Here is a 4,739-nt window from a genome sequence, read left to right on the forward strand (position 1 = left end):
CGAAATTGACAGAAGGCGTTCACAAGCAATGCTTGCGTCCAAGAGCTACACGCGGATGTGACGTGCCCGGCGCGGGCAGGCCCTCGAGGCCGACTGCCGCCGGACAGGTCGTGCTTTGCCTGCAAACAAGAACGATGTTCGGAGGAAACGATCATGACTGACAATCTCATCCGCCGCGGCCTCTCGCGCCGTGGCCTGCTTCAGACCACCGCGGGCCTCATCGGCGGCGCGGTTCTGCCCGGGATGCCGGCGTTTGCCGAGGACAAGCTGGCGATCGGCTCCTACCCCGCCGGGGTCTCGGGCTCCACCGCCTTCATCGGCATCTCCGTGCCGCGCACCGGCACCTATGCCGTACAGGGTGAAGACGAGCTCAAGGGCTATCAGCTCGCGATCGAGCACATCAACAGCGGGCACGACCTGATCAAGAAGATATCGCCGAAGACCAGCAAGGGCGTGCTCGGTAAGGAGCTGAAGTTCGGCGTCGCCGATTCCGCGGCCAAGCCAAACGAGGCGGTGCAGGCGCAGCAGCGCTTCATCAGCGAGAACAAGGCGATCATGATCACCGGCGGCACGTCGAGCGCCGTTGCAGTGGCGCTGAACAAACTCGCCCAGCGCGAACACGTCATTTTCGTGTGCGGCATTTCCGGCTCGAACGATACCACCGGCAAGGATTGCGTCCGCTACGGCTTTCGCCAGAACTTCTACGGCCAGACTGCGGCTGCAGCGATCGGCCCGGTGATGGTACGTGAGTTCGGCAAGGGCAAGAAGGCCGCGTATCTCACGCCTGATTACACCTACGGCCACACCGTCACCAAATCCATGCAGGATTTCCTAGCAACAGCGGGCTGGACGACGACCACCAACCAGGTGGCGCCCCTCGGCGCACCCGACTACTCCTCCTATCTGCTGAACGTCGCGAATTCAGGCGCCGATGTGCTCATCAACGTCAATTGGGGACACGACGCCGTGCTGTCGACACAACAGGCCAAGCAGTTCGGCGTGCTCGACAAGATGAAGCTGGTCGTCCCCTACCAGGTGCCTTTCATCGCGCGCGAGACCGGCGGCCTGATGCAGGGCGTCTACGCCGCCACCGATTATTGGTGGACCATCGAAGACAAATTCCCGCTCGCCAAGATGTTCAACGAAGCATTCGAGAAGAAGTACGGCTACAAGCCCGAATGGGGCGCGGAGAACGCCTATGTCAGCTTCGCGCATTGGGCGCACATGTGCGAGCAGGCCGGCAGCTTCAGCCCGCCGGACGTGATCAAGGCCTACGAGAAAGGCGAGACGATCCCCTCCCTGGTGGGCGAAGTGCATTACCGTCCCGAGGACCATCAGTGCGTCCGGCCGGTGATCATCGTCAAGGGCAAGCAGCAAAAGGACATGAAGAACAAGGAAGACTGGTACGACGTCGTCGAGATCGTCTCGGGGGAAAACCTGATGCAGAAGCCGGACGCCTTCGGCTGCCATCTCGGCGACTACAGCTGAGACCTCGCTAACCCCTGTGACGCCGCGGACTGCACTCCGGTCCTGCGGCGTCACCCTTTTTTGGACGCGCACCATCGCGCGCCACAACAGCGATTGTCGCATGATAAGTTGGCCCAACCTCGTTTCGCAGCTTTTCAACGGGCTCGCGCTCGGCGCCCTGCTCGCGCTGATCAGCTCCGGCCTGACCATCATCTACGGCACGCTCGGCGTGCTCAACCTCGCGCACGGCGCGATGTTCATGATCGGCGGCTATGCCGGCTTCGTCGCCTACCAGTACACGGAGTCGTTCATCCTCGCCGTGATCGCGGGCTCGCTGTTCGTGATGCTGCTCGGCGTTCTCATGGAACGCGTCATCATCCGCCATTTCTATCACCGCCCACACGAGGATCAGCTGCTCGTGACCTTCGGGCTAGGCATCTGTTTCGTCGAGCTCGTGCGCCTGATCTTCTCGAGCCAGTCGCAGCTGGTGCCGCCGCCGGCCCTGTTCCGGGGCATCACCAATCTCGGCTTCATGTTCTATCCGACCTACCGCCTCGCCGTCGTCGGCATCGTCGCGGTCGCCCTCGGCGCACTGTTCATCGTCCTCTACCGGACCCGGCTGGGCATGATTGTGCGCGCCGGCATCGAGGATTCGGTGATGGTCGGTTCGCTCGGCATCAATGTCTATCGCGTCTTCATGGTGGTGTTCGGCATCGGCGCAATGGCCGCCGGCTTTGCCGGCATCGTCAACGCGCCGGTGGTGTCGCTGACACCGGGCATCGGTGACGACATCCTGGTCCAGACCTTCGTGGTGGTGGTGATCGGCGGCGTCGGCTCGTTCCCCGGCGCAATTCTGGGCGGCCTGATCGCCGGCGAGATCATCAGCGTCACCTCCATGTTCAACCCCGGCTACGCCTATGTGATGCTGTTTGCGGCGATGACGCTCGTGCTCGTGGTACGACCGCATGGCCTGCTCGGCGTCCAGGGCCGCGAGTAAGCGATCTCCTGATGCTCAAGCAACGCCCCTTCCTGATCGAAGCCCTGACCGCGATCGGCTTGATCGCAGCGCCCTTCGTGCTGCCTCATCTCGGCTTCGCGCCGAACACCGTGAACAGGATCCTGGTCTGGGGCCTGTTCGGCCTCGGCTTCGACATCCTGTTCGGCTTCACCGGCCTGCTCTCGTTCGGCCAATCCGCCTTCTACGGCACCGGCGGCTTCGTCGCCGCCTACCTGCTGACCCGCGCGGGCTTCGGCAACGTGCTGGGCGCGCTGATCATCGGCATGATCGCGGCGGCCGCGACCGGCTACCTGATCGGCCTGATCGCATTGCGCCGCACCGGCATCTATTTCGCGATGATCACCGTGGCGATCGCGGAGGTGTTCTTCTTCGTCGAGTTCAATCCACTTTCCGATTTCACCGGCGGCGAGAACGGCCTGCCGGGGGTACCAACGCCGAGCTTCGATCTCGGCTTCACCTCCATCCACTTCACCAATGGCTGGTCGCTCTATCAGTTCATCGCGCTGTGCTACTTCGTCGGCGTCGTCATCGCCCTCAGGATCGTGCGCTCGCCGGTCGGCGCGATTCTGAGTGCGATCCGCGACAATCCGCTGCGCGCCACGGCCGTCGGACACAACATCCATGGCTACAAGCTGACCGCCTTCGTGATCGCAGCCGCTTACGCGGGCTTCGCCGGGGGACTGCTCGGCGTGCTCCAGGCCTTCATGCCGCCCGACGCCTTCACCTTCGACACCTCGGGCCAGCTCGTGATGCAGACGGCCATCGGCGGCAGGGGCACGCTGTTCGGACCGCTGGTCGGCGCAACCGTTTGGCTCTTCCTTCAGGACTTCCTCCAGTCCGCGCTGGGCCTCGGCGCAGCCTGGAAGCTGGTGCTGGGTGTCGTCTTCGTGCTGCTGGTCTGCTTCCTGCGCGGCGGCATCATCGGCGGTTTTGCCGATCTCTACCGCCTCGTCTCGGGCAAGCGAAAGCGAACGGATGCGGAGATGGAGCAGGAGGCCGCTGACGCCGAGGCCACACTGCAACCCCCACCGGCGCCGATGCAGGCCAAGGAGGTCGCGCATCCCGCCTATTCCGGGCCGATCCTGAAAGCCACCGGCCTGACCAAACGCTATGGCGGTCTCGTCGCCAACAGCGACATCGATTTCAGCGTCAATCAGGGCGAGCTGCGCGGGATCATCGGCCCCAACGGCGCCGGCAAATCGACCTTCTTCAAGATGCTGACCTGCGAGATCGCGCCGAGCTCCGGCCAGATCGTATTCGAGGGGCGAGACATCACGGGATTGAAGGTGACCGAGGTCTGCCAGCTCGGCCTCACCAAGAGCTATCAGGTCAACCAGCTCTTCACCGGGTTGACGGTGCGGCAGAACCTGACGATTGCCGCGCTGGCCGAGCTACGTGGAAAATTCCGGCTCGACCTGTTCCGCAGGCTCTCCAGCGTCAAGGGCCTGACCGAGCAGGTGGAGCACACGCTTGCCCTCGTCAATTTGAGCCGCCGGGCCGATACGCCGGTATCCGAGCTCGCCTATGGCGAGAAGCGCAGGCTCGAAATCGGCCTCGCGCTCGCCACCTCGCCGCGCCTGCTGCTGCTCGACGAACCGCTTGCGGGCATGAGCCCACGCGAGCGCGTCGAGACCGTCAAGCTGCTCAAATCGATCGCGCGAGGGCGCACCATGATCATCATCGACCACGACATGGATTCGCTGTTCGAGCTGGTCGAACGCGTAACGGTGCTCCAGGAAGGCAAGGTTCTGCTCGACGGCACGCCGGAGGAAATCAAGGCCAACGCCGCCGTGCAGGAAGCCTATCTCGGCGGAGTTTACGGGGAGATCGCCGCATGAGCCTGATCGAGGTCAACGGCCTGAACAGCTATTACGGTGACTCCCACATCCTGTTCGACGTCGCCATGCACGTCGCGCGTCACGAAGTGGTGGCGCTGCTCGGTCGCAACGGCGCCGGCAAGAGCACCACGCTGAAGAGCCTGATGGGCGTCGTGACGCCGCGTAGCGGCAGCGTGAAGTTCGACGGCATTGATATCGCCGGACGAAAGAGCCACAGAATCGCCCAGGCCGGCATGCAGCTCGTGCACGAGGAACGCCGCATCTTCGGCAGCCTGTCGGTGGAGGAAAACATCGTCCTCGCCGGCATCACTGCGCCGAAACGCTGGCCGCTCGATCGGATCTACGAAATGTTTCCGCGGCTGAAGGAGCGGCGCAACAACCGCGGCACCGAGCTCTCCGGCGGCGAGCAGCAGATG

Annotated in this window: 4 protein-coding genes; all 4 read left to right on the forward strand. The window is 63.6% G+C overall.

Annotated elements, in window-relative coordinates:
* Nucleotides 1–153: 153 nt before the first annotated feature.
* On the forward strand, nt 154–1,488 hold the full coding sequence (locus IVB47_RS25740; protein ID WP_247465528.1) for a substrate-binding protein: 1,335 nt from the start codon (nt 154–156) through the stop codon (nt 1,486–1,488).
* A gap of 100 nt (nt 1,489–1,588) precedes the next feature.
* Nucleotides 1,589–2,464, forward strand: coding sequence for a branched-chain amino acid ABC transporter permease (locus tag IVB47_RS25745; protein WP_247465531.1), 876 nt, complete (start codon nt 1,589–1,591; stop codon nt 2,462–2,464).
* 11 nt (nt 2,465–2,475) lie between these two features.
* The gene (locus IVB47_RS25750) at nt 2,476–4,323 is read left to right on the forward strand and encodes a branched-chain amino acid ABC transporter ATP-binding protein/permease (protein WP_247465532.1); all 1,848 of its coding nucleotides are present in this window, start codon (nt 2,476–2,478) and stop codon (nt 4,321–4,323) included.
* On the forward strand, nt 4,320–4,739 hold a 420-nt coding region (locus IVB47_RS25755; RefSeq protein ID WP_247465533.1), incomplete at its 3' end, for an ATP-binding cassette domain-containing protein. The genes IVB47_RS25750 and IVB47_RS25755, both read left to right, overlap by 4 nt.

Origin of the sequence: Bradyrhizobium sp. 62, assembly GCF_023073035.1 — a bacterium.
Classification (GTDB): domain Bacteria; phylum Pseudomonadota; class Alphaproteobacteria; order Rhizobiales; family Xanthobacteraceae; genus Bradyrhizobium.